28 protein-coding genes and 1 riboswitch are annotated in these 24,835 nt (G+C 58.2%); of the genes, 14 read left to right on the plus strand and 14 right to left on the minus strand.

Translation table 11 applies throughout. The annotated features are described in order from the left end of the window. Nucleotides 1–60: 60 nt before the first annotated feature. Nucleotides 61–834 (minus strand): sulfite exporter TauE/SafE family protein, encoded by a 774-nt coding sequence (locus AC221Y_RS00110; protein WP_299749805.1) that lies wholly within the window; start codon nucleotides 832–834, stop codon nucleotides 61–63. Between the two features lie 10 nt (nucleotides 835–844). Beyond that, nucleotides 845–1,513: a DUF2161 domain-containing phosphodiesterase gene (locus tag AC221Y_RS00115; RefSeq protein ID WP_299749866.1), complete on the minus strand. Its 669-nt coding sequence runs from the start codon at nucleotides 1,511–1,513 to the stop codon at nucleotides 845–847. A gap of 298 nt (nucleotides 1,514–1,811) precedes the next feature. On the opposite strand from AC221Y_RS00115, the gene AC221Y_RS00120 reads away from it, so the two are divergent. Further along, nucleotides 1,812–2,732 carry a manganese-dependent inorganic pyrophosphatase gene (locus AC221Y_RS00120; protein ID WP_486706613.1) on the plus strand — a complete coding sequence of 307 codons (921 nt, stop codon included), beginning with the start codon at nucleotides 1,812–1,814 and terminating at the stop codon, nucleotides 2,730–2,732. A 6-nt stretch (nucleotides 2,733–2,738) separates the two neighbouring features. Further along, nucleotides 2,739–3,614, plus strand: coding sequence for a TIGR01459 family HAD-type hydrolase (locus AC221Y_RS00125; RefSeq protein ID WP_299749811.1), 876 nt, complete (start codon nucleotides 2,739–2,741; stop codon nucleotides 3,612–3,614). Nucleotides 3,615–3,712: 98 nt separating this feature from the next. Here the strand turns inward: AC221Y_RS00125 and recQ are convergent, their stop codons facing one another. Then, a complete protein-coding gene (gene recQ, locus AC221Y_RS00130) occupies nucleotides 3,713–5,761 on the minus strand; it encodes a DNA helicase RecQ (protein ID WP_299749814.1) in 2,049 nt (682 codons plus the stop codon). Between the two features lie 96 nt (nucleotides 5,762–5,857). After that, on the minus strand, nucleotides 5,858–6,145 hold the full coding sequence (locus AC221Y_RS00135) for a YggT family protein (RefSeq protein WP_299749817.1): 288 nt from the start codon (nucleotides 6,143–6,145) through the stop codon (nucleotides 5,858–5,860). A 133-nt stretch (nucleotides 6,146–6,278) separates the two neighbouring features. On the opposite strand from AC221Y_RS00135, the gene AC221Y_RS00140 reads away from it, so the two are divergent. From AC221Y_RS00140 to arfB, 7 genes are all read left to right on the plus strand, one after another. Next, nucleotides 6,279–6,827, plus strand: coding sequence for an acyl-CoA thioesterase (locus AC221Y_RS00140; protein WP_299749820.1), 549 nt, complete (start codon nucleotides 6,279–6,281; stop codon nucleotides 6,825–6,827). 58 nt (nucleotides 6,828–6,885) lie between these two features. Continuing rightward, nucleotides 6,886–8,262 carry an MFS transporter gene (locus AC221Y_RS00145; protein WP_486706614.1) on the plus strand — a complete coding sequence of 459 codons (1,377 nt, stop codon included), beginning with the start codon at nucleotides 6,886–6,888 and terminating at the stop codon, nucleotides 8,260–8,262. Beyond that, a complete protein-coding gene (mepA, locus tag AC221Y_RS00150; protein WP_299749826.1) occupies nucleotides 8,253–9,113 on the plus strand; it encodes a penicillin-insensitive murein endopeptidase in 861 nt (286 codons plus the stop codon). The genes AC221Y_RS00145 and mepA overlap by 10 nt, the downstream gene beginning before the upstream one ends. A gap of 50 nt (nucleotides 9,114–9,163) precedes the next feature. After that, nucleotides 9,164–9,364 (plus strand): hypothetical protein, encoded by a 201-nt coding sequence (locus AC221Y_RS00155; RefSeq protein ID WP_299749829.1) that lies wholly within the window; start codon nucleotides 9,164–9,166, stop codon nucleotides 9,362–9,364. An 18-nt stretch (nucleotides 9,365–9,382) separates the two neighbouring features. Next, nucleotides 9,383–9,622 (plus strand): esterase-like activity of phytase family protein, encoded by a 240-nt coding sequence (locus AC221Y_RS00160; RefSeq protein WP_366141657.1) that lies wholly within the window; start codon nucleotides 9,383–9,385, stop codon nucleotides 9,620–9,622. A gap of 412 nt (nucleotides 9,623–10,034) precedes the next feature. Further along, nucleotides 10,035–10,655 (plus strand): queuosine precursor transporter, encoded by a 621-nt coding sequence (locus AC221Y_RS00165; protein ID WP_299749832.1) that lies wholly within the window; start codon nucleotides 10,035–10,037, stop codon nucleotides 10,653–10,655. A gap of 246 nt (nucleotides 10,656–10,901) precedes the next feature. Further along, complete coding sequence (arfB, locus tag AC221Y_RS00170; RefSeq protein WP_299749835.1) at nucleotides 10,902–11,315, plus strand: alternative ribosome rescue aminoacyl-tRNA hydrolase ArfB; 414 nt, start codon at nucleotides 10,902–10,904, stop codon at nucleotides 11,313–11,315. A 165-nt stretch (nucleotides 11,316–11,480) separates the two neighbouring features. Here the strand turns inward: arfB and AC221Y_RS00175 are convergent, their stop codons facing one another. From AC221Y_RS00175 to thiB, 3 genes are read right to left on the minus strand one after another with little or no spacing between them, the layout of a single operon-like run. Further along, nucleotides 11,481–12,164, minus strand: a complete 684-nt coding sequence (locus tag AC221Y_RS00175; RefSeq protein WP_299749838.1) for a thiamine ABC transporter ATP-binding protein — start codon at nucleotides 12,162–12,164, stop codon at nucleotides 11,481–11,483. Beyond that, nucleotides 12,157–13,719, minus strand: a complete 1,563-nt coding sequence (locus AC221Y_RS00180; RefSeq protein ID WP_486706615.1) for a thiamine/thiamine pyrophosphate ABC transporter permease ThiP — start codon at nucleotides 13,717–13,719, stop codon at nucleotides 12,157–12,159. The genes AC221Y_RS00175 and AC221Y_RS00180 overlap by 8 nt, the downstream gene beginning before the upstream one ends. Next, nucleotides 13,695–14,681 carry a thiamine ABC transporter substrate binding subunit gene (gene thiB, locus AC221Y_RS00185; RefSeq protein ID WP_299749844.1) on the minus strand — a complete coding sequence of 329 codons (987 nt, stop codon included), beginning with the start codon at nucleotides 14,679–14,681 and terminating at the stop codon, nucleotides 13,695–13,697. The genes AC221Y_RS00180 and thiB overlap by 25 nt, the downstream gene beginning before the upstream one ends. 34 nt (nucleotides 14,682–14,715) lie before the next feature. Further along, nucleotides 14,716–14,816, minus strand: a riboswitch (TPP riboswitch). Nucleotides 14,817–15,052: 236 nt separating this feature from the next. On the opposite strand from thiB, the gene AC221Y_RS00190 reads away from it, so the two are divergent. From AC221Y_RS00190 to AC221Y_RS00200, 3 genes are all read left to right on the plus strand, one after another. Then, nucleotides 15,053–15,385 (plus strand): GNAT family N-acetyltransferase, encoded by a 333-nt coding sequence (locus tag AC221Y_RS00190; RefSeq protein ID WP_299749869.1) that lies wholly within the window; start codon nucleotides 15,053–15,055, stop codon nucleotides 15,383–15,385. A gap of 69 nt (nucleotides 15,386–15,454) precedes the next feature. Further along, nucleotides 15,455–16,555 (plus strand): chorismate synthase, encoded by a 1,101-nt coding sequence (gene aroC / locus AC221Y_RS00195; protein WP_486706616.1) that lies wholly within the window; start codon nucleotides 15,455–15,457, stop codon nucleotides 16,553–16,555. Further along, nucleotides 16,555–17,007: a hypothetical protein gene (locus AC221Y_RS00200; protein ID WP_299749850.1), complete on the plus strand. Its 453-nt coding sequence runs from the start codon at nucleotides 16,555–16,557 to the stop codon at nucleotides 17,005–17,007. The genes aroC and AC221Y_RS00200 overlap by 1 nt, the downstream gene beginning before the upstream one ends. On the opposite strand, the gene AC221Y_RS00205 is transcribed toward AC221Y_RS00200, so the two are convergent. From AC221Y_RS00205 to AC221Y_RS00215, 3 genes are all read right to left on the minus strand, one after another. Then, a complete protein-coding gene (locus AC221Y_RS00205; RefSeq protein WP_299749853.1) occupies nucleotides 17,004–17,414 on the minus strand; it encodes a thioredoxin family protein in 411 nt (136 codons plus the stop codon). The two genes, AC221Y_RS00200 and AC221Y_RS00205, sit on opposite strands and share 4 nt — an antisense overlap. Before the next feature lie 13 nt (nucleotides 17,415–17,427). Then, on the minus strand, nucleotides 17,428–17,739 hold the full coding sequence (locus AC221Y_RS00210; protein ID WP_366141658.1) for a hypothetical protein: 312 nt from the start codon (nucleotides 17,737–17,739) through the stop codon (nucleotides 17,428–17,430). A 463-nt stretch (nucleotides 17,740–18,202) separates the two neighbouring features. Then, nucleotides 18,203–19,072: a DMT family transporter gene (locus tag AC221Y_RS00215; RefSeq protein WP_299749856.1), complete on the minus strand. Its 870-nt coding sequence runs from the start codon at nucleotides 19,070–19,072 to the stop codon at nucleotides 18,203–18,205. A 254-nt stretch (nucleotides 19,073–19,326) separates the two neighbouring features. Between AC221Y_RS00215 and AC221Y_RS00220 the strand changes: the two genes are divergently transcribed. Continuing rightward, complete coding sequence (locus AC221Y_RS00220) at nucleotides 19,327–19,638, plus strand: DUF389 domain-containing protein (protein WP_299749859.1); 312 nt, start codon at nucleotides 19,327–19,329, stop codon at nucleotides 19,636–19,638. Nucleotides 19,639–19,675: 37 nt separating this feature from the next. Here AC221Y_RS00220 and AC221Y_RS00225 read toward each other — a convergent pair whose 3' ends face one another. From AC221Y_RS00225 to AC221Y_RS00235, 3 genes are all read right to left on the minus strand, one after another. Next, the gene (locus AC221Y_RS00225; protein ID WP_486706617.1) at nucleotides 19,676–19,936 is read right to left on the minus strand and encodes a hypothetical protein; all 261 of its coding nucleotides are present in this window, start codon (nucleotides 19,934–19,936) and stop codon (nucleotides 19,676–19,678) included. A 69-nt stretch (nucleotides 19,937–20,005) separates the two neighbouring features. Next, nucleotides 20,006–20,293 (minus strand): HU family DNA-binding protein, encoded by a 288-nt coding sequence (locus AC221Y_RS00230; protein ID WP_299749862.1) that lies wholly within the window; start codon nucleotides 20,291–20,293, stop codon nucleotides 20,006–20,008. A 133-nt stretch (nucleotides 20,294–20,426) separates the two neighbouring features. Next, a complete protein-coding gene (locus AC221Y_RS00235; protein WP_486706618.1) occupies nucleotides 20,427–21,908 on the minus strand; it encodes an AMP nucleosidase in 1,482 nt (493 codons plus the stop codon). Between the two features lie 141 nt (nucleotides 21,909–22,049). Between AC221Y_RS00235 and AC221Y_RS00240 the strand changes: the two genes are divergently transcribed. Further along, nucleotides 22,050–22,901 (plus strand): SDR family oxidoreductase, encoded by an 852-nt coding sequence (locus AC221Y_RS00240; RefSeq protein ID WP_299755273.1) that lies wholly within the window; start codon nucleotides 22,050–22,052, stop codon nucleotides 22,899–22,901. Here the strand turns inward: AC221Y_RS00240 and dxs are convergent. Continuing rightward, entirely contained in the window at nucleotides 22,898–24,823 is a 1,926-nt protein-coding gene (gene dxs, locus AC221Y_RS00245) for a 1-deoxy-D-xylulose-5-phosphate synthase (RefSeq protein WP_486706619.1), read from the minus strand. The two genes, AC221Y_RS00240 and dxs, sit on opposite strands and share 4 nt — an antisense overlap. Nucleotides 24,824–24,835: the final 12 nt, after the last annotated feature.

Here is a 24,835-nt window from a genome sequence, read left to right on the forward strand (position 1 = left end):
TTTTTAAACGGAGGACCTGCTGGAGGTATTTTTGAAAGAGTGAAGACTCGCGGGCGTCGCCTAGCCCATCAGCCCGCGACGGATCAGGTTCAGCCCAGCCACGACCAGCACCAGAAGCGTCATTTTCCGGAACTTGTCCTGATCCAGGCGATCCTGCACGACAAACCCAAGCGCCAGCCCGACAAGGGCGGGCAAAAGCAGCACTGTTGACAGCGTCACCGACGGTGCGGTCAGCACGCCGGTTCTCATATGTGCCAAAACCAGCATGATCGCGCCTGCACTATAGACCACACCCTGCACACGCATTTGTTCGCCCTTTGGGGTCTCAAGCGCTGTAAGGTACAAAACCGTCGGCGGGCCCCAGATACCTGAAATTCCGCCGAGGAACCCCGAAAAGGCCCCGACGCTAAGTTCAACGGGTCTTCGGTTTCTTGCATCAATCCGGGGTCGCCAGCCGACGAGCTGGATAATCGCAAAAGTTGTGACCGGCACGCCAAGGATCAAGAACAGCACCGACGCGGGCAAAACCGTCACAAGTTGTGCGCTTGCCGCGATGAACCCAAGCAGCATCAACAAAAACCGCCAATGGATGCGTGCCGAAGCGAGCGCGGCCACCGGGCCGTTTCGCAGAGACTGCCAAAGGTTGGCCACCACCGCAGGCACGATAAGTCCGGCCAAAGCGACGTCCGGCGGAAGAAACGATGCCAGCCCCGAGATCATAATCATCGGCAAAGCGAACCCAACCGTGCCTTTGACGAAGCCCGCAAACAGCGCCAACGCAACGGACGCAATCATAAGCGTCGGACCAAGGCTTTGGATCAGATCGAGGTTCATAAGGTGCCGTCTAGTCCGCGCCCTGCTCGATGGAAAGGACCGCGGCCACGCCGGTCTCGGTTAACGCGTAAATGCCGCGCTCTACCACATCGAACCAGCCGTAGTGGTTGTCCCGCATCATCCGCGTTGCTTCCCGCACCCCCGTCGCACCTGCCACCACCGCCCCCTTGGATGCGCCTGCCTGGGCCAGATACGCCGCGCAAGCCTGAACATCCTGGCGATACGCCGTCACCAGCCCAGCGTTCCGCGCAGCGCCCCCGATATTCGGATCCCCGATGCGCCGCGAAAACTCGCGCAAAAGCCGCGCTTTCTTCCCCTTGATCTTTCGGGGCTGAAACGACGCCGGGTCACATTGTACTTCGACCAACCCGTCCTTCAGGCGAACCGTTATCAGGCCAAGCCCAAGACGGCGGCACAGCTTTTTCATGTTCTTCAAGGCGCCCTGAAACGGCTTGCCCGGTTTACGGGGCACGGCGATGTACACCAGATCAGTGATCATTTGCCGGTCAATCGCCTGATGCACCAGCGTCAGAGAAAACCCGACCTTGAGTTCAACAATCAACGGCGGATCTCCCGCACGGTAAGCCACAACATCGGCCGCCCCGATCTCGGCTTTGACCTCCCAGCCCTGACCTTCGAGAAACGCCTTGATCGGCGGATAAAGCTCGGTTTCGCGCAAAAGATCTGTCCCTGTTCCGCTTTGCGCCGAGACTGCCCCAAATCCCCGCAGCGCTTCAAGCGCTACAAGGAATTTCGAAGTTTTCGCCACGCATGGCACGAGGGCGCGTCAGCACATTTAGCCCAGGTCAGATTTTCAGGCCAGCGCGTTCTTTGACACTGGCCTCCCTTTTCCGATGCCCCATTCACACAACCTTCCGACAGATGCGTCAAAACCAAGCACATGCACCCCCGTGACATCCCCTTGCCCCCTGTTATAACGCGCCCAAATCACCTAAGCCCAAACGGAATATCATCCCATGACGATCCAAGTTTTTGGCCACAAATCCCCCGACACAGACTCCACCGGCTCGCCGATCATCTGGGCCTGGTACCTTTCGGAATGCCGCGACACCCCCGCCAAGGCCCGCCTTCTGGGCGAGCCGAACACCGAAGCACTCTTCGTGCTGCGCCGCTGGCAATTGGACCAGCCCGAACTGCTGGAAGACGTCACGGCGAACGACGAGGTTGTCATCGTTGACACAAACAACGTCGCCGAACTGCCAGCGTCAATCAACGACGCCCGCGTGATCGAGGTTATCGACCACCACATGCTGCAGGGCGGGCTAAAAACGAGGGGGCCGATCAACATCACAGTGCGCCCAGTCGCCTGCACCGCCACGATCATGTACGATCTGATGGGCGCGGACGCCAACAAAATGCCACGCCATATCAAGGGTGCGATGCTGTCTTGCATCTTGTCCGACACGCTGGAATTTCGATCCCCGACGACAACGGACGTTGACCGCAGGCTGGCAGAAAAACTGGCCGCCGAACTTGGCATCGACATGCGCGACTATGCCGCCGAGATGTTCGCCGCGAAGTCCGACGTGTCGTCTTATTCCGACAGCGCGTTGTTGAGGATGGACAGTAAACCCTACGAGATTGATGGGGTGAAATTTCGCGTGTCGGTTCTGGAAACCACATCCCCTGGCACCGTTCTGGCACGCAAGGACGGGTTGATGGAAGACCTTGTCGCGGTCGCCGAAGAAGACGGCGTTGATCACGTTTTGTTCTTCCTCATAGACATCCTCGGTCAAGAGGCCCTGATGTTTATTCAAAATGATACTGTGCGGTCGATTGCCGAGAAAAGCTTCGGCGTCTCGGCGCCCGGCAACATGGTTGCCCTGCCCGGCATCATCAGCCGCAAAAAGCAGATCATCCCTGCCCTGAAAGTCTGAACGAAAATGAGTATCCCTATCGTCGCCAATCTTGCCGAGATCTCGGACAATTATGACGCGGTCTTTTGTGACCTTTGGGGGTGCCTCCACAACGGCGTCGAACCCTTCCCCGAGGCCGTCAAAGCGTTGCGCGCATACCGCAAACGCGGCGGCAAGGTCGTCCTTCTGACCAATGCGCCGCGCCCTCGCGCTTCGGTCGAAAAGCAGCTGGAACTGATCGGCGTGGCCCGCGATTGCTGGGACGTAATCGCAACCAGCGGCGATAGCGCGCGCTCTGCGATGTTCCGCGGTGCTGTGGGCGAGAAGGTCTGGTTCATGGGCCAGGACTACGATCTCACCTTTTTCGAGCCGATCCACCTTGTCGATGACCCGATCCAGATCACCCGCGTTCCCTTGGAAGAGGCCACCGGCATCGCCTGTCTCGGCCCCTTTGACTCGAATGCCGACCCGGCAGTGAACCGGCCCGAATTTCTCTATGCCAAGCAGAAGGGTTTGAAGCTGCTGTGTGCCAACCCCGACATTGTTGTGGATCGTGGCGACAGCCGCGAATGGTGTGCGGGCGCACTGGCCAAGTTGTACACGGAAATGGGCGGCGAGAGCCTCTATTTCGGCAAACCCCATCCGCCGGTCTATGACCTTGCGCGCCGCCGTCTGACGGGACTTGGCGCCGAAATCCCTGACAGCCGCATCCTTGCGATCGGCGACGGGATCATCACCGATATCAAGGGGGCGCTTGGTGAAGGCATCGACAGCCTGTTCATCACGGGCGGGCTTGCCTTGGTCGAGACCTTGACCGTTGATCAGCCAGACCAGAAGGCGATGGATGATTTTGCCGCCAGTCAGCAGATCACGCCGACCTATGCAGTTGGATTTTTACGATAAAACTTTGCTCCCGAATGGCGATTTATGCTATTTCCTGAGGAAACCCGCGGGATTTACGATGTTGGCAAAAACGGCGGTTTGTCGGTGCGAACGTTGCGTTAGGTTTCGCGCAAGACTTCGGCAAAGGCTCCGCCGAAGCGTTCTGCAAGACGTTCGCCAAGAAGACGCTCGATATTATCGGCACGGTCCGCACCAAGCGCCGCAACCTTCGCAAGAAGAGACGCAGAACACGCCATCGGTTTGCCGGTTCCGTCTTCACCGCGCGCCAGATCCGCTTGTACAGCCAAAAGCCGGTCATAGGTTTCACCCGCCACACGACCCGCGAGTTTGCGACGCATCGGATGCGAAGGCGTCTCAGCCTCTCCGGTGATTATCTGAAGAAAATCAGCGCCATAGCGCTCAAGTTTCTTTGCTCCAATCCCGGTGATCCCGGCCATCTCATCCATTGTACCGGGACGTGTCTCGGCCATTTCGATCAGCGTACGATCAGTGAAAATAACATAAGCCGGCACCCGCGCCGCTTCGGCCAAACCCCGACGCTTGGCCTTCAACGCCGACAACAATGGCGCATCTTCGTCGTTCACCAAAGTCTTCGCGGCAGGACGTCGCGACGGTTTCATCGTGTCTTTTCTCAGGGTTATCGACGCCTCGCCGCGCAAGATCGGGCGCGCGGCGTCGGTCATACGCAAGCCGCCGTGGCGCTCCGGATCAGGGCGCACAAGATCCTGCCCCATCATTTGCCGGAAAACGACCGCCCATGTGCGACGATCAACGTCTTTGCCAACGCCAAAAGTCGGCAAATCCTCATGCCCACGCTGGCGAACTTTATCTGTCACATTTCCAACAAGAATATCGGTCAGATGCCCCGCGCCAAACATCTCGCCAGTGCGCAAAATAGCCGACAATGCCTTACGGACCGCCTCGGTTCCATCGAAGGTTTCAGGCGGCGAATCACACAGATCACAGGTCCCGCAGGGCTCAGGCGTTTCACCGAAATAGCTGAGCAAATTCAGACGCCTGCACTGATGCGCTTCAGCCAGTCCCAAAAGCGCATTCAACCGCCCGTGATCCGCCATGCGTCGTTCCGGCGGGGCCAATCCCTCGTCAATCTGCATACGACGGAAACGGATATCATCCGCCCCGAAAAGCGTCAGGGTTTCAGCCGGAGCGCCATCCCGCCCAGCACGGCCAATCTCTTGATAATAGGACTCAATTGACTTTGGTAGGTCGGCATGTGCGACCCAGCGGATGTCAGGTTTGTCGATACCCATCCCAAAAGCAATCGTCGCCACAACCACCAGATCGTCATCGGTTTGAAAGCGTCGCTCGACCTCGCGACGGTGATCCGGCTCCATGCCGCCGTGATAGGCTAACGCCGAGTGACCTGCCTCACACATCGCCTTGGCAAGCGTTTCGGTCTTGGCGCGCGTACCACAATAGACGATGCCGGACTGGCCTTTACGCGCGGCCGCAAAATTCAGAATTTGATCGCGCGGTTTATCCTTGGCCGCAAAGCCAAGATGGATGTTCGGGCGATCAAACCCGCCGAGGAAAACAATCGGTTTGCTGTCGCCAAAAAGCCGTTCCGAGATCTCGTCGCGTGTTTCGGCGTCTGCCGTTGCCGTAAAGGCCGCAAGCGGCACATCCAGCGCGCCACGCAGCGCCCCGATACGCAGATAATCCGGGCGGAAATCGTGGCCCCATTGGCTGACGCAATGCGCCTCGTCCACCGCCAGAAGCGTCACGCCTGCCTGGGACAGCATCCGATCCGTGCCACCTGAAGCAAGCCGTTCCGGCGCCATGTAGAGAAGCTTAAGGTCGCCCTTATGGAGCGCGTCGAAAACCTCGGCGTTTTCGTCTTCGGTATTGGCAGAGGTTAGCGCACCTGCCGAAACACCAGCTTCTTTCAGCGCGCGTACCTGATCGCGCATCAAAGCAATCAACGGCGAAATGACCACGGTTAAGCCCGGGCGCATCAATGCAGGCAGTTGAAAACACAGAGACTTACCGCCACCGGTGGGTAGAATGGCAAGCACATCCGTGCCTGCGGCCACGGCCGAAACGATATCCGCCTGCATCGGGCGAAACCCGTCAAAGCCGAAAACTTCGCTTAGGATGGAATGGGCGGTGGGATTGGACCCGTCCATTGATATGCCTTGATTTTTAGCTGCTCTTATTGGCTACACCTTCGCATGTGAACGATAGGTGAACAAGGCCCGGTCTGACTCGCCGAGGCGGTCTTTTCAGATGAACGCGCCGGCGTTGTTGATCAGGATAATCCGGATCGCATAGACGCCGATCAAAGCTACCAGAGGGGCCAGATCAAGCCCGCCGGTGTTTGGCAAAAAGCGGCGGATACGACCGTAAACAGGATCAAGAAGACGGTTCAGACCATCCCAAAGCTGGCGCACAAAGGGTTGGTTCAGGTTCAGGACCTGAAAGCTGATCAGCCAGCTCATGACGATGTGCGCGATCATGATGAACCACGCGACATCAAGGATCAGAAGCAGGATTTGAAGGATCGATTGCATGTCTCGGCTTTCCGTCTTTTGGGTGACCTTCACCTAAGCGCAGAGCTGCCGCCTGACAAGGCCCCGACGAACGCGACGTTGCCCTTGACCCTTACCGCCAGAGGCGCGACCACGACGATGGGAGGCGCGAAGCATGTATCCGTATATCCGAGCCATCTACATGATGCTGAAGGGCCGTTCGATGCATGGCTTGGACGTCTATGGCACTCATGTATCCTATCACCGGGCCTGGCCCTGGGACACCGACGCCTTTGGCGAACTGAACAATGGTCGCATACTCACTTTGTTCGAGCTTGCCCGCTGGCAGTCCGGTGTGCGGATGGGAATGATGCGCAAGGTCATCAAAGGCAGGATCATGTTTCCCATCGCCGGTGTTTCGGTGCGCTACCGCAAGCGTGTGCCGACGTGGCAGCGCTACCGGGTTCAAACGCGATTTCTTGGGTTTGATGAACGGTTCGTCTATGCAGACCAATCCATGTGGCAGGGGGAAACCTGCATGAACCAAATGCTCTTGCGGTTCGCGGTGAAAAACCGAAAAGGCTCGATCAAACCGGTGGAGTTTCTTGAGAGTCTCGGTTTTGGAACCGACAAAAAGACCCTTCCGGACTGGGCGCAAAACTGGGTCGACGCGGATGCGACACGCCCCTGGCCTCCGACGAGCGGGCCTGTGTACGACAACTGAGTATTGCCTAATCCTTGTGTGCCTTGTCTAAGTGGCGCGCAATGACCGGGGACCGCATGTGACTGAGCCAAGCCTGAAAAAACGCATTTGGGGCTGGTTCTTCTTCGATTGGGCCAGCCAACCCTATCACACTGTTTTACTGACATTTATCTTCGGACCGTTCTTTGCATCGGTGGCCGCAGAATCCTACATTGCCAGCGGGTTAAGCGAGCAGGCCGCCGATGCGCGCGCGCAGTCGATCTGGTCGCTTAGTCTGACACTGATCGGGCTAACCGTCGGCTTTGGCGGACCGGTGATGGGGGCTTTGGCTGACACCGCAGGACGCCGCATGCCTTGGATCATCGCGTTCTCGGCAATGTTTGTCGTCGGAGCGGGCGGGTTATGGTGGACGGAGCCGGACGGGTCGAACCTGATCTGGGCGCTGGTGTTCTTTGCCATCGGGTTTATCGGGGCGGAATACGCTTTGATCTTCACCAACGCGCAACTGCCAACGCTGGGATCACCTCAGGAAATCGGCAAGATTTCCGGCTCGGGGTTCGCCTTCGGTTATCTGGGCGGGTTAATTTCACTGGCCATCGTCTTGCTCTTTTTCGTCGAACAAGCCGACGGACGCACAATTGCAGGGCTCGCGCCAGCCTTTGGTCTGGACCCGGAGGCACGCGAAGGCACGCGGTTTGCGGGGCCTTTTGCAGCGCTTTGGTTTTTGGTGTTCATGATCCCCTATTTCTTGTGGGTGCGCGAAGTGCGCGGAGAGCACCGCCCGCATTCAATGAGAGCGGCGCTGGCAAGCCTCATTGGGTCTGTCAGGGGGCTGGCAAAGCGGCCGTCACTGGCGTCCTATTTGGGCTCGTCGATGCTGTACCGCGACGCATTGAACGGGCTATACGGGTTCGGCGGCACCTATGCTTTGCTGGTGTTGGACTGGGAGGTCACGCAGGTCGGCGTTTTCGGGATTGTCAGCGTTTTAGCGGCGGCAGCGTTTTCGTGGCTGGGCGGCGGCTTGGATAAACGGTTCGGGCCGAAACCAGTGATCATCACGACGATTCTTGGATTGATGCTTGTCTGTTTGACGATCGTGAACATGAGCCGCGAAAGCTTCTATGGCGTGGAACTCGCCGCGAATTCATCCCTGCCCGATATGGTTTTCCTCGGTTGCGGCATCATGATCGGCGGCTTGGGCGGCGTTTTGCAGGCGGCAAGCCGCTCGATGATGGTGCGCCATGCAGATGCCGAAGCACCTACCGAAAGCTTTGGTCTGTATGGCCTTTCCGGACGTGCGACGTCCTTTCTTGCCCCGGCGTTGATCGGCACGGTCACGGCATTGACGGAAAGTGCCCGGCTTGGCGTTGCCCCTTTGATCTTTTTGTTCCTTCTTGGTCTGATATTGCTACCATGGGTGAAACCCGACGGAGATCGAGCAAACACATGGGACTGAGGATCACAGCTGTCCTGACGGCCATCGCATTGTCCATTTCACCGGTTGCCGCCGAGCCGTTGGCCAAAGAGTTGTTTGGCGCGGCATCAAAAGCGTCCAGCCACACATCAGCGCCGTTCGGAGGCTACGCCAAGGGGTGCTTAGCAGGAGGGCAGCAGTTGGCGGAAAGCGGGCCCACATGGCAAGCGATGCGCCTTAGTCGGAACCGCAACTGGGGCCATCCAAGGGCGATAGGTTTCATTGATCGCCTGTCCCGCGCGGCGGCCGCGCAACCAGGATGGAACGGGCTTTACATCGGAGACATTTCGCAACCGCGTGGAGGCCCAATGTTGACAGGTCATCGCAGCCATCAGCTTGGGTTAGATATTGATGTCTGGATGTTGCCCGCGCGCGATTTGACCCTTAATCGGACCGAACGCGAGAACCTCTCGTCGATTTCAACCCGCCGGGCCAATGGCGCCTTTGTGAATGAAAACTGGACGCCCGCACACCATAGGATTCTTAAGGCTGCGGCCAGCGACCCGGACGTGGCACGGATTTTCGTCTTCCCCGGGGCAAAAGTGCAGATGTGCAAGGACGCACGCGGCGATCGTTCGTGGCTGCGAAAAATTCGACCATGGTGGGGGCATCACTACCATTTCCATGTTCGCCTGAAATGCCCAAGCAATGCTGGTGCTTGCGTGAACCAGGCCCCGCCGCCGGCTGGCGACGGCTGTGATCAGGCGCAAGAATGGGTGGACAACATCCTGAACCCGCCGCCGCCCGACCCAAATGCCAAGCCAGCACCTCCTCGCAAAGAGTTGCGGATGGCCGATCTGCCACAGCAATGCGCTCAAGTCTTGTCGCGCTGAGTCTCGCGGCAGCGCCGACTGCTAAGGATCCCGGTCTTCAGCAAACATCCATGGTCGTCTGGAAATGGCCCGGGCCCTATTTCGAAGCGTGGTCGGCGATAGAGGTCATCGAGGCTGGCGCCTCGTTCATCGCCATCGGAGATTACGGGCAAAGCTACTGCGGTCATTTTGAAAGGGAAGGAGACCGGATCATGGGGGTGTCACGCAAGCCGCTGGGTGCGCTGACCGACACATACGGCGCGGCGTTCTGACGCAAAAGTGGCGAAAATATTAGCGACAGCGAAGGTCTGACCACCCTCCCGGACGGACGTTTTGCCGTAGCCTTTGATCTCTCATCGAAGATTCTGGTCTACGGCGATGACAGCAATCCCAAACGCATTGATCTGCCTCCCAATGTGAATGCACTCACCGGAAATAGAGGTGTTGAGGCGCTGGCGCTGGATCTTGAGGGACGTCTTATTGCCATCCCAGAGCCTGTGCCAAAACAGGCGCCCGGAGTTCCTGTTTAGCGCCAAACAGAAAACGGCTGCGATATAATCGGCCACGTCAAAAGGTCGCTGGGCTTTTGGCCTGTCGGAGCAGATATCGGCCCCGATGGAAGGCTATACGGTCTTGAGCGTGCGTTTCATCTTATCGGATTTCAAAGCCGAGTTCGCGCCTTTCTTCCTGACGGTTTTGACTCCGAGGGTGACGTGATTTGGACAACGCCTTTGCGTGCCTTTGACAATCTCGAAGGTTTGTCAGTTTGGGAGGACGGCGACGGACGACTTCGTTTTACGATGATACCAGATGACAACAATCTGGACATTCAGCAAACGCAAATCGTCGAGTTCCGCTTGACGCACTGATCCCCGACGGCTACTTGGGCCCGTCCCCTACCGGGCCAAGTCTCCGACTACCTTGTCAAAACGGAAATCAGATATGACACGTATTCTTCCTGGCATTCTTGCCATGGCAGTGATTGTCGTGGCCTCGAATATCCTTGTGCAATTCCTGTTTGGTCAGTGGCTGACCTGGGGCGCATTCACCTATCCGCTAGCATTTCTCGTCACCGATGTGATGAACCGCGTTTATGGCGCGCGTGATGCGCGCAGGGTTGTTTTCGCGGGCTTTTTGGTCGGCGTGTCTTGCTCGATGATCGGCACTCAGATTGTTGGCGAGTTCGGACCGCTTGTGAGCTGGCGCATTGCTTTTGGATCGGGACTTGCTTTCCTTACGGCGCAAATGCTGGACGTTGCGATCTTTGATCGCCTGCGCGGTGGGAACTGGTGGCGCGCGCCTTTGGTGTCGACACTGTTTGGATCAGCCTTGGATACCGCCCTGTTTTTCACCATCGCCTTTTCCGCAATGCTCGCCTTTATCGAGCCCGGAAACGATGTAAGTTGGGCCGGAGAGGTGCTGCCACTTCTGGGGGTTGGTCCCGCTGTGCCACTATGGGTCTCGCTCGCTGTGGCGGATTGGGGTGTAAAGCTTGCCTTAGCATTGATCGCTTTGCTGCCATTTCGCGCAATTGTGAGGCGTCTTGGTGCAAACCTTGCGTGAAAATCGTTGACAGACACAATATCTATGCCAACCTCTAAAGATCAGAAACAAGCGAAAGGAGGTGGTCCAGTGTCTAGAGCGATATTGGAGAGACGTGTCGGAACAGTCGGGGGGGTCGTCGCCTGAAGGCTAACCTGAAGGCAGAACACCTTTGATTGGGCCGTCGGCATGCCGACCCCTAACTGGCCCATCTCCAAAACACTCGGAAGGGTCGCCTAACGGCGGCCCTTCTTCTATGTAGGTCATATGCAGATCACACCCGACATCACGATCGCCGACTGGGAGCTTTCTGAAAGCTTTATGCGCGCCTCGGGGCCGGGCGGGCAGAATGTGAATAAAGTGTCCTCTGCCGTAGAACTTCGGTTTGAGGCCGAGCGGTCCCCCCATTTGCCAGCAGCAGTAAAGCGGCGCTTGCAGCGGCTGGCCGGGCGGCGATGGACGAAAGAAGGCGCCGTTGTGATTCAGGTCAGCGAGGAACGCAGTCAGGCCCGCAACCGAGAGATCGCGCGCACGCGGCTGGCGGATTTGATCCGGCGTGCGGCCGAAAAGCCAAAGAACCGGATCAAGACGCGGGTTTCTCTAGGGCAAAAGCGAAAGCGGGTGGAAGCAAAGAAACAGCGCGGGAACCTCAAAGCATTGCGCGGACCTGTCGAAGATTAGGAACTTTGCCCCTCGCCGCTTTCGCGTCACACCTTAAGTTTTTTTAACCCAAAGACACCGCGTTATCCTTAACGCTTCCGGCTGGAATGCCGAATATTGACGTTCATGAAACTATTCCAGGAGGCGCGCGGGACAGGCAGGGCAGCACCCCTGCGTTTTTGCGGCTTATCTTAGGTAGGAGTCCAGCTCCGGCGGCGGGTCGGCGAATAGCCTTTTGGTATCGCAGGGGGGGGCGACCTTGCCATCGACGACCAAGATTGTCCGTTCTGCCCCACGAGCATCTTCGGGATCGTGTGTGACCATCAAAAGCGTCGCTTCTGGTAAAAGCTCTTTTACAAGCGCAAGCATTTCGCGACGCTGCGCGGGCCCAAGGGCTGAAAAGGGCTCGTCCATCAAGATGACCGGGCGATCCGTAAGGAGCAGTCGTGCAAGGGCAATACGGCTTTGCTGGCCACCGGAAAGTTCGGCAGGTTTACGCCTTTCAAGCCCCGTAAGACCAACCCTTCCAAGCGCCACCAACGCGCGGTCCAACGTTTGCGCATCGGGCCTTGGCACCGGAGCGCCACCCAGAGCTACGTTCATCAGGCTGTCGAGGTGGGGAAACAGGTTATTATCTTGGAACAACATCGCGACGGGGCGCGCGCCGGGCGGTAGGTTCGTCAGATCGCTGTCCATCCAACTTACGCTGCCGCGGTCCGGCAAGCTGAAGCCTGCGATAAGCGACAGCAAAGTGGATTTCCCCCCGCCGGAGGGGCCGATCACCGCTGTCACGCCGGGCTCTGCGATGGTCAAATTTGCAGAAAGCGAGAAGTCTCCCTGCTTAAGGAAGATGTTTTTCAGACTAAGCACCACGCCGCCCTCCGTAGTCACACGCCCAAAACAAGAGCAGGCTTAGCATCAACAAAAGCAATGATGCGCCCGCGGCTTCGTCCATGCGATATGCTCCCATTAAGCGATAAAGTTGCAACGGCAGCGTGGCAGTTTCCGGATCGGCGAACAGGGCGACCACTCCGAGGTCTCCCATCGACAGGGCGGCCGCCAAACCGGCCGAGAACCCAAGCGGTCGGCGGATGCGTGGAAGCACCAGCAAACGCATCCGGGCCCAGCCGACCAGCCCAAGACTATCCGCGAGGGGGCCATGGGCCGCTTCGACGTCTCGGACCGCGGGGATCAGAACGCGAAGGGCAAAGGGCATTGTAACCAATGCGTTGATCAGCGCTGTAACGGGCAGCGCTAATCGCGAGGGCTCAATGAACGGAAAGACAATGACGAACAGTCCTGTTCCCAAGACCAATGGCGACGCCGCGATGGCAAGCAATCCAGCACTTTCGATCCAGCGCGCGCCACGCCTGAGACGTGCCGCTGCGATCGCCATTGCGATGGCCCCCGTAAGAACAAGTGCTGTCGAAATGACCGCAACAACGAGGGATCGGCCTGCCGACGTCCAAACGACCGCTGGCAAATCAGTGATCGTCCAAATACCTCGCAAAAAGACCGCTGCCATTGGTGCAATCACAAAGAGCGCCGCGCCCGCGATCAGCATGCCGTCCACCGCGCGGCGCGGCAGATCGGAAGCGTCCCAGCGTCTTGGGAGGCGATCAAGCCCTTTGCCGAACTCCGATGTTGTTGCCCACTGCAAGGCGAACAGGGCTGTTGCGCCTGTGATAACAAGCTGCACGGCCGAGAGCATAGCCGCGCGCGCAAGGTCGAAGTCAAAGCGCAGAGCTTGAAAAATTGCGAGTTCGACGGTGGTTGCGCGCGGGCCTCCGCCAAGGGTCAAAGCGACGGCAAAGCTTGTTGTGCAGATGACGAAAATCACCAATGCAGCAGGTGGCACTGCGCGCAGAAGCATTGGAGCTTCCAAGTGCCGTAGGATCGCAGAGGGACCCATATTGAGCGATGCCGCGAGCCGAAAGCGTTCTGCGGGAATCGTTTGCCAGCCTTGCAAAAGTAACCGCGTGGCCAGTGGCAGGTTCAAAAAGACATGGGCAAGTATCACGCCATGCAGCCCGAAAATACTGATTGGTGCGACGCCAACCTGCGCCAGCCCTGCGTTAATGAGGCCGCCGCGACCAAAAATCGCAAGAAGGCCAAACACCGCAACGATCACGGGAAGAAGAAAAGGCGCGCCAAATAGGGTAATCAACGCTTCCCGGCCCCAAAAGCGGCGGCGTGCCAGAGCGCGGGTAACCGGAATGGCCAGCGCAACACTGATCAGCGCCGAAAGAAGCGCTTGCCAAAGTGTGAAACGCACGGCTGCCCAATCGGCTGCGGAAAGTCCGCGACCGCCTTCTGCTGACAAGACGACAGCAACTGCGGTTATACCGATGAAAGCAGGGATCGCGGTGGCGACCGCGATCCCTGCCCAACCGGCAAAGCCTAGCGGCTGAGCGCGGTCAGCCATTCATCCAGCGCGACATCGCGCACCCCGGCTGCAGCTTCAGGCGACAAAAGTAACGCCTGATCAGGCTGCACCAATGCTTCGAACCCTTCCGGCAATCCGCCTTTCGGTGTCACCGCCGGATACATCCAGTTTGTCGTCGGAATGACGGATTGGAACGCGTCGGTCAGCATGAAGTCTAGGAACGCTTTGGACAGGTCTGGCTGATCGCTGGAAGCCAGTTGCCCCGCGACTTCGACCTGTAGGTAATGGCCCTCGCTGAAGTTTGCTGCAGCTTTGCTGTCATCGTCTTCTGCGATGAGGTGATAGGCGGGTGATGTGGTGTAGCTGAGCACCATGTCCGCTTCGCCTTCAAGGAAGAGACCGTAAGCCTCGGACCAACCGGGTGTGACTGTCACGACGTTATCGGCAAGCGCGTCCCAGATGGCGGGAGCTTCGTTGCCGTAGGCAGCTTTGACCCACATCAAAAGTCCAAGGCCCGGCGTTGACGAGCGCGGGTCCTGGATCACAATTGACGTATCGCTTGCGCCCAGTGCCCGGAAGTCAGTGGGAACATTTTCCATGGCCGCATTGTGCACAAAGGCAAAGTAGCCCCAATCGTATGGCAGGAATGTCGCATCCAGCCATTCCACCGGCATATCAAGATCAGGAGTCACAAGGCCATGCGGAGCAAAAAGCCCGGTTTCACTGGCCGCCGCGATCAGGTTTGTATCGAGGCCAAGCACCACATCGGCATCACTTCGGGTCCCTTCAAGGCGGACCCGACCAAGGAGGGCCGCGCCGTCGCCTGCGGCAACGAATTGCAGATCGCAAGCGCAAGTTGCTTCGAACGCCGCTTCAATTGCGGGGCCCGGGCCCCAGTCTGCGACAAAACTGTCGTAGGTATAAACGGTCAGGACAGGCGAGTCTTGGGCCGAAGCCGGAGTGACTGCCAAAAGCCCTGCCGCAAGGATTGGATAACGCATCTCAATTTCCTCTCAACTGGGCGAAGGAACGGGTTGAGAGCATCTCGACCTTCCCTCCGCCGGCATTAACCGGTTCAGGTTCAACGGGTCCGCTCTTCAGCATCTCAGCCCAATTGGGCCCCCCGAGGTACCTCATGAGGTAGGGCGGAATGCACAGCTGTGCAAGGTCAATTGAGGCACGGCCCTCAGACCTGAGGTATTTCCGAAAGAGTGAATGTGCGCAGGGTACGGCATATAAGTTTTGGGATGTCCGGCTTGGGAAAGAAAGAGTTTTGATCACAGCGGCGGACGGCCGCGATGCGCCCTTGGTGTGAGAGACTGTTCGGGCAGCTTACGCGGATTGGGCCGAGAGGTTGTCTGGCTTGCCGGATGTGAGCCGGGGTGTTGGGGCGGATATTGCTGCTGAGCGTGTTTTGGTGACGGTTGATCGCGACGCGCCTATCGGGTGCCTCCTTGGTGGGATGATCGACCGTATGTGGCATGGGGCAAATATTGCAGTCTCGCCCAGCCCCGCTGGGACGGGCGTAGGCAGTGCCTTGATGCGGTTCGCCGTTGCCCGAGCTTTGCGGGATGGCGTGGACGAGATGGCCTTGGCAAGGCATCGTGACATGCCCCGCAAACTGGCCCTATATCAACGGCTTGGCTGGCAGGTTTGGGGCGAGGACGGCAACCGGATCATGATGCACCGCGACACTGCAGCGTAGAGAACGCATCGCCCGCGCTTCCATCCGTTCGCGGTTCCGATTAGACCGTCTTCCAAAGGAGACAACGCGATGAGCCTGAACACCTATGGACATGTTTTCCGGGTTACGACCTGGGGCGAAAGCCACGGGCCGGCGCTTGGCGCGACGGTGGACGGATGTCCGCCGGGCGTGGCTTTGAGCGAGGCCGATATTCAGGTGTGGCTAGATCGCCGCAAGCCCGGTCAGAACAAATACACCACTCAGAGGCGCGAGGCCGATGAGGTTGAGATCCTTTCTGGCGTGTTTGAAGGCGTGACGACCGGCACGCCCATTCAGCTGATGATCAAGAACACCGATCATCGCTCTAAGGACTATGGCGATATCGCCGAAAAATTCCGGCCCGGACATGCGGATATCTCCTATTGGCAGAAGTACGGCATCCGCGATTATCGCGGTGGTGGACGGTCTTCTGCGCGTGAAACAGCCGCAAGAGTTGCCGCAGGCGGTGTGGCGCGGGCGGCGCTTGCCAAGCTTGCGCCGGAGGTGTCGGTTACCGGATATATGGTCGCCATGGGCGAAAAAGACATTGATCGCAGCCGCTTTGATTGGGACGAGATTGGTCGCAATCCGTTCTGGGTGCCGGACGCAGACGCGGCCGGGGAATGGGCCAGGTATCTGGACGGCCTGCGTAAAAGTGGGTCATCGGTTGGCGCAATGATTGAAGTTTGTGTGCGGGGCTGCCCGCCGGGGCTTGGGGCCCCTGTCTATGCTAAACTTGATACCGATATGGCGGCCGCGATGATGTCGATCAACGCGGTGAAGGGTGTTGAAATTGGCGAAGGCATGGCCGCCGCGCGTTTGACGGGCGACGCCAATGCCGACGAGATCACAATGGGGCCGGACGGGCCCGTGTTTTCGTCGAACCACGCCGGTGGCATTCTGGGCGGTATTTCGACCGGTCAGGACGTTGTTGTCCGGTTTGCGGTGAAACCGACGTCGTCCATTTTGACGCCTAGAAAGACAATCACCAAGTCCGGGCAAGAGACCGAGATTATCACCAAGGGTCGACATGATCCCTGTGTTGGTATTCGCGCGGTGCCTGTGGCTGAAGCGATGGCCGCAGCGGTGGTTCTGGATCACCTATTGCTGGACCGGGCGCAGACGGGCGGCGTACGCGGGCCTATTGGCTGATGGCTGACAACTTTCTGGTCGTAATCCCGGCTGATCCGAAGGCGGCGTTGCCGGATACGTCTCCTGCCCTTCGCGAAGCATTGGCCGCGCTTACCGGGACCCGCGAGGCGCGCGTCAAGGACTACGGCAAACTACAGTTCATTGATTGTGGCGAGAATTTCGAGAGCATTGCCTGTCCTATCTGTGAGGCGGCCGTCTCAACAGATCAATGGCGCGCCTGGATGGACACGGACTGGCACGGTGAGGACGGCTTTCACCTTCACCGCCATACTACAACCTGCTGTGGGGCCGACATTTCGCTGAACGAGCTGGACTATCGTTGGCCTCAAGGGTTCGCACGCTGGTTTGTCAGCGCACGAAATGATGGGCGGGGGCCATTGACGTCAAGCGAGGTTGCGCGACTTGAGGTGGTAGTGGGGTTGCCCCTGAAAGCCATCGCCCAGATGTATTAGGCCGTCGCAGCACCAAGGGCTGTGTCCATAAGCGCCTTGATCTCGGCTTTGCGGGTACCCGCGACGATCCGGCCAAGTTCCTTGTTACCACGCAAGACGACGAGCGTTGATCGACGGGGAATATTAAGTGACTTGGCCAGGTTCGAGTTCGAGTGAACGTCCCAATCGACGGAAACAAAGCTGACATTCGCCGTATAGTCCGGATTTTCGGCCTTAAGGGCGCTGATGGTGCGTTCCTGGCTCCGGCAAGTGGTGCACCAATCGGTGTAGAAATCGACAAAGACAGTTCTGCCGGCGGCAAGTTCTTTTTGAACCAGACCGGGGGTGTAGGCCTCGCCGGGACTGGCAAGAACAGGCCCCGCAAGGGCTGTTGCGGCAGCTGAAATAAGGAATGTACGGCGATACATAAGGTGTCTCCTGTCAGATCGAAACGGAAAGTTCTGTGAGCCACCTGGGCAGGTTGTCCAATGCCCAAATCTCGATCACGTGGTGAAATTTAAGAGATATGGCTATGCCAACGGCAACAAAGACCGCGCCCATCACAGGGCGTGCTGCGACGGCGAAACGGCGCATCGTGGCTAGGCGTTTACGGATCACAGATTGTGCGCCGTAGCCCAGAGCAAGGATGACCGTCGATACGCCAAGCGAAAAAGTGACCATGATCGCCCCTGCCCGCAAAAGGCTTTCGCCCTGGCTGGCAAGTGAGATTGCTCCGCTAAGTGTGGGACCGATACAGGGGCTCCATACCGCACCAAGAAGGACGCCGGCGGTGAATTGACCCGCAGGCCATCTCGATCGATGTGATCCATGCCGCTATCTGCCTGCGTTGAAATGCCTGCAGTTGCAGTGGCAAATCTTGCCGACAATTGCCGCACCAGAAGGACAAGGCCAAAGCCGATCATCAAGATGGCCGCGACGTTGGATACGGCTTCTTCGGTAATGCAAAAGGTGCGACCCAAGACGGCGACGAACAGACCAAGGGTCACGAACGACAGGCTCATGCGAACCGCCAGTACCAACGGGCTGGAGCGCCCTGCTTGCAGCGACGTCACCAGAACGATGGGCAGGATCGGCAGAACGCGGGGGTTAATCAGCGTGAGCAGGCCCGCGAGATATCCAAGGAGCAGATCCATGGCATTCTACCTGTGCGGTTCTTTCCGAATTGTCATCTAAAACGCTGTGACAGAGGACAATTTCACGTCAGGGCGCGGGTTTTTGCAATCTGTACGGCAAGGATTGAGACAGTGATAATGGCGACGCCCACAAGGTCGAGCGTACCGAGCGTCTCGCCCAAAAGAAGCGCGGCAATGGCCACACCAAAGAACGGATTGAGGAAATGAAAAGTCGCGGACCGCACGGTTCCAATGCGGTTGACCAGCCAGAACCAAACTATTGTAGCAATCACTCCGGGCACAAAGATTGTATATCCAATGGCGGCGACAAGAATCGGCGACCAGTTGAAATCCCATGTTTCGAATTGCGCCGGGACCGCCAGCGCGACGGCTCCAATCAGCATTTGATAGCCCACCACGGTCAGCATATTGCCGCCCGAGCTTGCACCACGCACCGCAAGGGTCGCGAAGGTGAGGGCCAACACAGCGACGCCGCACAGAAGGATGCCATAAGGATCAACGCCCGCATTCAGACGCGTCCCCATGATCAAGGCAACACCTGCAAAACCGCCGATCAGTCCAATGATGCCGAGGGGCCGGATCGTTTCGCCCCAGAGCAGCCAGCTTGCCAGCGCGACCCAAAGCGGCAGAGACGATGCAATGATCGCCGCAACCGAAGCCTCAATCGTTTGCATCGCGACAAAGTTCAGGCCGAGGTAAAGGGCATTCTGGCAGATGCCGAAGACGATTGTGAGCCGCCATTGCTGTGGCGTCAGGCGAAAGCTTTGGCCCAGAATGCGTACAATTATCAGCGTGACGATGCCAGAAATGAGGAAACGCAGAGATGAAACGGCAAGCGGTGGAGCGTTGGTCACAATGATCCGCGCCGATGTGAAGGCCGATGACCACATCAACGCAAATGCCAGCCCCATAAGGATTGCGCGGAGATCCATTGCCCTGCCCGTAATTTCTAAATGCCGCCTAGCAGGTCGTTTATTGTGATGCCAGTGGTGACGCCGAAAATGCTGTTATAGCATGCCGCCATGCCAATCAGAGTGATCACAGTATCTGCGCCCGACTCCGCAGTCCCCACGCTTTTGAAAAAGGCGCAAAAGCTTGGCGTCTCGGGCCTCCGCACGTTCAGATAAACGCAAGCCGAGGACCGCACAACGCTTCAGATGCTGTCGGCGGGTGAAGATCCTGCCGGTTGAGACCACCATCCCCCTTGCCCCGCGAAGAAGAAGAGGCCGTTGAGAAGGCAGAAAAGGACCCAAATCGAACGATCGGCGACCGCAGGCGCGAGGAAATATGGAACGATGTCTGGACGCAGGCAAAAACCGATCAGACCTATCTGATCTTTGTGGTTCTTTCGACGATTGTTGCAGCCCTTGGGCCTGAACAGGACAACGTTGCGGTCTTTGTCGGAGCGATGGTGATCGCGCCGCTTTTAGGGCCGATCCTTGCATGTGCAGTGGGGATCGCTTTGGCGGCATTGATGTGGTGGCGCGTCAACGGATAGGCAATTGGGCCGCTCGGATCGGACGGCCTAAGCAGGACTACTTTTTGTTGCGCCTGGAGACTTGGTTTTCCAAAATCGCGCTGCCGACATTGCCCCAACCGCCAGTCTTCGAGACTTTGCATCTTATGAAGCCTGCAACGCCACTATTCCCGCCAAGTGCCAGTGCGTCATTCAGCAGTGAGGTGTTACCTGCGCCGCCGCCCTTGAGTGCACCGGCCATGTTTTGTGCAGCGTCTTTGTTGCTGCCTTTGGCGTGCCCCCCCCCAAAAAGCGGCAGGTGCGAAAGCGAGAGCACCACATTAACTCACCCTGAAAACGAAAAAGGGCCGCCCCAAGGCGACCCTTCTGAAATCGAATAGGTATTCGATCAGTCGTTTACGCTATCCTTGAGCGCCTTCGCGATGGTCATTTTGACCACTTTGTCAGCGTCCTTGTGGATTTGCTCGCCGGTGGCTGGATTGCGCACCATGCGCGCCGGGCGCTCGCGGCAATAGATTTTGCCAACGCCTGGAAGCGTTACGGCACCGCCGCCGGACACTTCGTCGGTGATGATGCCGACGATGGCATCAAGCGCCTCGCCTGCGGATTTCTTGTCGCTGCCCATCTTCTCGGCGAGCGCCGCTACAAGCTGTGTCTTCGTCATCGGTTTTGCCATGTTGAATCTCCTCGATCTGGCCCATTCTAGGGGCTCATTCCCCTTATTTAACTGGATATGGTGGTATAACACAACGAATTGTGGTCCCAACACAAGCGCTAATCACTCCAAAATCGGGGGAAAAGGCCTTATTTTAAAGGAAAGCGGTCTCATCAAAGCTGCGAAGCTTGCGTGAATGGATGCGTTCAAGCGGCATAGCGCGAATTGTCTCCATCGCCTTGATGCCAATCTGAAGGTGGCGCGACACCTGTGTACGATAAAAATCGCTCGCCATGCCAGGCAATTTCAGCTCTCCGTGGAGAGGTTTGTCCGACACACACAGCAGCGTTCCATAAGGCACGCGGAAGCGAAAGCCGTTCGCCGCAATCGTCGCGCTTTCCATATCAAGACCAATTGCTCGTGACTGGCTGAGGCGCTGCACGGGACCGGATTGGTCGCGCAGTTCCCAGTTTCGGTTGTCGATCGTCGCAACCGTGCCGGTTCGCATGATGCGTTTCAACTCGTATCCACGAAGTTGGGTCACGTCAGCGACGGCCGTTTCCAGAGCGATTTGAATTTCGGCAAGCGCCGGGATCGGCACCCAGGTCGGAAGGTCATCATCAAGCACATGGTCTTCGCGCAGATAGGCGTGCGCGAGGACGAAGTCACCAAGCCGCTGGCTGCTGCGCAGACCAGCGCAGTGACCAAGCATCAGCCAGGCGTGCGGCCGCAGAACGGCGATGTGATCGGTTGCAGTTTTTGTGTTCGACGGGCCAACACCGATATTGACCAAAGTAATGCCGCCGCCGCCTTGGCGCTTCAGGTGATAGGTCGGCATCTGGGGAAGCTTTGCCGGGGCCGGAAGCGGCGCGTCTGGATCGGTTATCTCGATATTGCCGGGCCCTACGAATCCGATGTAACCGCTGTCGGGATCTTTGAGAGCAGCGCGGGCGATCATCTCGAATTCATCGACGTAGAATTGGTAGTTAGTAAACAGAACGTGGTTCTGAAAGTGCTCCGGAGTGGTCGCCGTGTAGTGGGACAGCCGCGCGAGCGAATAATCGATGCGTTGCGCGGTGAACGGAGCAAGCGGGTGCGATCCATCCGCGTGGACGAAGCCAAAGCCATTTACGATATCGTCATGCGTTGTGGACAAGTCCGGCACGTCAAAAACATCGCGCAGCGTGAACTCCATCACGCCTTCCTGCGGCACCGCAAGCGAGGCGTCGTTGGCGACAGCGAAATGCACCGGCATCGGCGTGAGAGAAGTTCCAATTTCAACTGAAGCGCCGTGGTTGTCGACCAAAAGCCCGATTTGCTGCCGTAGATAACCGGCGAAAAGGTCGGGTCTGGTGATGGTCGTCGAATACCGCCCGGGCTCGCTGACATGGCCAAAACTTAGGCGGTTATCAATCGGCGCGAAACTTGTCGTGGTTAGCCGGATCTCGGGATAATAAGCGCGATAGCGGACATCGGGTTGTCCGGTGCTCAGGGCGTCGTTGAACCGCTGACACAAAAAGTTCGAGGCAATCTCGTAAAGCTCGATCAACCGATCAACGGCGGCAGCCGGATCGCTGAAGAATTCGTGGTCTGGGGTCTCGGGGGCTGCGACCGACAAGCTTCTTGCGTCGCTCATAGCAATGCCCTCCGAATGAATTTTATTGGGGGATTTTTTCTTTTTTCCATCCCTGAAAATGCCATCGAACCGAGGCGGCTGCAAGGTTGATTTGTGCAATCCCGCTTGCCTCTTTCGGTCAATTCAGATTGCGTGCGGGTCATGACAAAAACGCTTCTTTCAATCGGTCACGGTTATTCGGCCAAAGCTCTGGCGCGGCGACTATTACCACATGGATGGCGCATTATCGGGACGACGCGGAACGAAGAAAAGGCCGTCAGCTTGCGGGAAACCGGGATCGAAGCCGTTGTTTGGCCTGGGACCGCGCTTCCGTTTGGGGAGGTCACACATGTTTTGACGTCGGTTTCGCCCGGCGAGGACGGCGACCCGGTATTGGCGACGCATAGGTCCGCGATTTCAAGCACGCGGCATCTTGAGTGGCTCGGGTATCTGTCAACGACAGGCGTCTACGGCGACCATCAGGGCGGCTGGGTTGACGAGGATACGCCCCTGGCCCCGGCGACAGAACGCGGGCTTGCGCGTAAGAAGGCCGAAGCCGAATGGGCCGAACTTGATCTGCCGCTGCACATTTTTCGACTGGCCGGGATTTATGGTCCGGGGCGCGGTCCGTTTGCCAAGGTACGGTCCGGAAGCGCGCGCCGGATCATAAAGGATGGTCAGGTTTTCAGTCGCGCGCATGTGGATGACATCGCGCAGGTTCTTGAGGCATCGATAAGGCACCCGAACGCTGGTCGCGCTTACAATGTTTGCGACGATGATCCGGCCCCGCCGCAGGACGTTATTGCCTACGCCGCCGAATTGTTGGGTCTGCCGGTGCCGGAAGCGATCAATTTCAAGGATGCCGAATTAAGCCCGATGGCGCGCAGTTTTTATGCCGAGTCCAAGCGCGTTCGCAACGACCGGATCAAAGACGAACTGGGTGTAACGCTGATCTATCCGGACTACCGGGCGGGATTGCGTGCCTTGCTTGCGGGCGAAAACGCGCGCGTCTAGGCCCGCTTCGAGATATCCGTGATGCCCAGCAAGTCCAGCACTTTTGCCTCGATATGCTCGGCATTCATCGCCGCGCTGTCGTACATGTCTTTCGGACTGGCGTGGTCAATGAAGGTGTCGGGCAAAATCATCGAGCGGAATTTCAACCCGTTGTCGAAGACGCCTTCATTCGCAAGAAGGTCAGCCACATGGCTTGCAAAGCCGCCAATCGCGCCCTCCTCGACAGTGATCAATGCAACGTGGCGGCTGACCAGATCAAGGATCAGGTCGCGGTCCAAAGGCTTGGCAAAACGTGCATCTGCGATGGTGGGGGAAATGCCTTTTGCCGCGAGGGCCTCGGCCGCCTTTTCAACTTCCGACAAGCGCGTACCGAAAGAAACGATTGCAACCTGGGTGCCCTCGCGCACGATCCTGCCTTTGCCGATCTCAAGCACCTTTCCGCGTTCCGGCATCTCGACGCCAACGCCCTCGCCGCGCGGATAGCGGAAAGCGATGGGGCCATCGTTGTGGGCGGTAGCGGTGGCGACCATGTGGACAAGCTCGGCCTCGTCGGCGGCGGCCATAACCACCATGCCCGGCAGGCTTGCCATGTAGCCGATGTCAAAGGCACCAGCGTGAGTCGCGCCGTCGGCGCCAACAAGCCCGGCGCGGTCGATGGCAAATCGTACAGGAAGACGCTGAAGCGCAACGTCATGCACGATCTGATCGTACCCACGTTGCAGGAAGGTCGAGTAAATTGCGCAGAACGGCTTCATGCCCCCCGCAGCGAGACCGGCCGCAAAGGTGACGCCGTGTTGCTCGGCAATTCCGACATCGAAGCAGCGGCTGGGATAGCGTTCGGCGAACAGGTTCAATCCGGTGCCGTCGGGCATAGCGGCGGTGACAGCAACAATCTTGTCGTCACGAGATGCCTCGTCCAACAGCGCGTTGGCAAAAACCTTGGTGTAAGACGGCGCGTTTGAGGGTGCTTTGTTTTGCTCGCCGGTGACAACGTTGAATTTGGAAACACCGTGGCCTTTGTCGCGGGCGGATTCCGCAGGAGCATACCCTTTGCCCTTTTTGGTGATTACGTGGATCAGGATCGGACCCTGCGCCCGCGCCTTGACGGTCCGCAGAACCGGCAACAATTGGTCAAGGTCATGGCCGTCAATGGGGCCGAGGTAACTGAATCCAAGTTCTTCGAACAGCGTTCCGCCAACGACCGTGTGTTTCAACAGGTCCTTGGCCCGCTTTGCGCCCTCGCGAAAGGGCTCCGGCAGGAGGCTGACCGCGCCTTTGGCGGCGGCCTTGAATTCCTGAAATGGATCGCCGGCATAAAGTCGCGACAGATAAGATGACATGGCCCCAACCGGTGGCGCAATCGACATTTCGTTGTCGTTTAGAATGACAATCAGGCGCTTGCCCAGATGGCCCGCGTTGTTCATCGCCTCGTAGGCCATGCCCGCGCTGATTGCACCGTCGCCAATGACCGCGATACCGTCACCGATGCCTTCGGGCGTCCCACCTCCCAGATCGCGCGCAACCGAAAAGCCAAGGGCCGCAGAAATCGAGGTCGAGCTGTGTGCTGCGCCAAACGGATCATAGGGAGATTCAGAGCGTTTGGTGAAGCCGCTAAGCCCATCTTTTTGGCGCAGTGTCCGGATGCGGTCCCGGCGTCCTGTGAGGATCTTGTGCGGGTAAGACTGATGACTAACGTCCCAGATCAACTTGTCTTTCGGCGTGTCGAAAACCGCATGCAAAGCCACGGTCAATTCGACGACACCAAGTCCTGCGCCAAGGTGCCCGCCGGTCTCGCTTACCGCGCTGATCGTCTCGGCGCGCAGTTCGTCCGCGAGTTGGTGCAACTCGGCGTCCGAGAGCCGTTTCATATCGGCAGGCACGTTCACACGGTCAAGGATTGGGGTGTTGGGTCGGTCAGTCATGAAGGCTCCGGC

The sequence above is a fragment of the Boseongicola sp. genome (assembly GCF_057460485.1).